The organism is Microcystis sp. T1-4 (genome assembly GCF_000297435.1).
Taxonomy (GTDB): Bacteria; Cyanobacteriota; Cyanobacteriia; order Cyanobacteriales; family Microcystaceae; genus Microcystis.
In genome coordinates this window covers 1-1602 of the sequence record NZ_CAIP01000007.1, presented here as the reverse complement: position 1 = coordinate 1602, position 1602 = coordinate 1, and the positions used below count along the sequence as shown (strand labels likewise).

General features: G+C 41.4%; 3 protein-coding genes. All 3 read right to left on the bottom strand.

Translation table 11 applies throughout. The features are described from left to right. Positions 1-304: 304 nt before the first annotated feature. The 3 genes from MICAI_RS00295 to MICAI_RS00285 all read right to left on the bottom strand — a co-directional run bounded on the left by MICAI_RS00295 (position 305) and on the right by MICAI_RS00285 (position 1451). Complete coding sequence (locus MICAI_RS00295) at positions 305-589, bottom strand: hypothetical protein (protein WP_008196005.1); 285 nt, start codon at positions 587-589, stop codon at positions 305-307. A gap of 344 nt (positions 590-933) precedes the next feature. Next, on the bottom strand, positions 934-1224 hold the full coding sequence (locus MICAI_RS00290) for a type II toxin-antitoxin system RelE/ParE family toxin (protein WP_008196003.1): 291 nt from the start codon (positions 1222-1224) through the stop codon (positions 934-936). After that, positions 1221-1451 (bottom strand): addiction module protein, encoded by a 231-nt coding sequence (locus MICAI_RS00285; RefSeq protein WP_002753232.1) that lies wholly within the window; start codon positions 1449-1451, stop codon positions 1221-1223. Before MICAI_RS00285 ends, MICAI_RS00290 begins: the two co-directional genes overlap by 4 nt. Between the last annotated feature and the right edge of the window lie 151 nt (positions 1452-1602).

Here is a 1602-nt window from a genome sequence, read left to right as displayed (position 1 = left end):
CGGGAGCATCTCACCTTTGCAATGAGCATAAATACTTAGTGGAAAAATAGGCTTTTCGAGGGTAATTCTTGTTTTAATTCTCCATGTACGCAGTCTTTAAAAGCCTCTATTTCGTTCCAAGACACGATTAAGAGTGGCTTTTAGGCTAAGTATAATTACTTATCGCGTAAGTGAGATGCTCCCCGTCAAATCGTCAAATCTCTGGGCTAGTCCTCGAATAGAAATTTTTTCTTTCTTCCAGACATCGATAATTTTTTGGCGAAAATCTACGGAATAGGGTCTCATAGGAAGCTGGCGAGTTCTATTATTTGTCTATTTGCTTTTCATTGTACCTCATAGCTCCAAGAAGTGCTATATATTCTGCCACTACTTTTTTGCGGTTTTCTCGCAATGATAAATCAGGTGGAGCATTTTCTAAAAGATGCTGAGGATGACCTCCCCGGCGTTGTGATAAAGTTTTACGCGGTTTTAAGCTTTGCCAATGTTCGTAAATGAGTTTTTTCAGAAGTTCTTCTGAGCTAATATTCTCTTCGGAAATGATGTCTGCTAGATAGCTCTCGGTTTCTCGATCTAGATTAATCGATAACATTGTTACTTCATGGGATAAATCAACATCTTTGATTATAGCTTAAAATCCATGATCGCACTCACCCCCCATCCCCAATTGAGTTTGCTATAGAAAAATTCGGGGTACGGGCGAAGCATTCGGATAGGAAATCTAGGGTTTCAGTAATAGGTTATTGTCCGAATGCTTCGCCCCTACTCAATCATCTAACAATCCGTCGTAACGCACCACATCTATCATTAATTTAACTACTACTTGGTGCGTTACGCTATCGAAGAGCGCACCCTACTAAAAACTCTAGATATTACCATCCTACGGACAATCCAGGGTTATTAAATCAATCACCGTTAGGCTGCTGGGAACTTCTACTATCTACGACTTTTCCAGTATCCAGGTTCTCGGCTGCAATGCATAACCGCCAAAATGAGAATGTAGTCTTGCTCGATTGTATAGAGAATTGCATAGGGAAATCTGCGTGCCATGCATCGTCGGACAGCATCATCAATAACAACATAATGAGTAGGAGATGCTCTAATTCGATAAACCGTATCCTCGATAGCATTGATAAATGCCTGTGCAACCTCAACCCGTTGCTCTGTATAGTATTGAACCGCTTCAGCATATTCAGTGAGAGCTTCAGGGTGAAATACATACCTCATGGCTCAATCAGTCGTCTAACTTGAGCCAGAGCTTCTTCCCCCGAAATTGGCTGCACAGAGCCATCTCGAACCTCGCCTCTTCGTCTTTTTGCTTCAGTCACCCAAACTGCCTGAATTGTTGAATCGGTATCGAATTCTAAGCTTTCTACCAACTTGTCTGCAAGCAGCGCCCTTGATACACTAGGTAAGGACAATATCTCTTCTGTCAGTTGCTCAATTGATCCCATAGCCCGTCGCAGAATAATAAACTCTAAGTATTATCATCCTACAGGAAAATCGACTAAGTTAGTTCTTTTTTGATAAATCTGGTTCTTCCGAACTTACACTGTAGAAAATTCCCCAAGCTCCCTCTCTGTCCAGCAATGCTCTAAAGTTGAT

Excerpts from the sequence above, each read along its gene's own strand:
- MICAI_RS00295 (WP_008196005.1), bottom strand. The coding sequence starts at position 589 with ATGTTATCGATTAATCTAGATCGAGAAACCGAGAGCTATCTAGCAGAC.
- MICAI_RS00290 (WP_008196003.1), bottom strand. The coding sequence starts at position 1,224 with ATGAGGTATGTATTTCACCCTGAAGCTCTCACTGAATATGCTGAAGCG.
- MICAI_RS00285 (WP_002753232.1), bottom strand. The coding sequence starts at position 1,451 with ATGGGATCAATTGAGCAACTGACAGAAGAGATATTGTCCTTACCTAGT.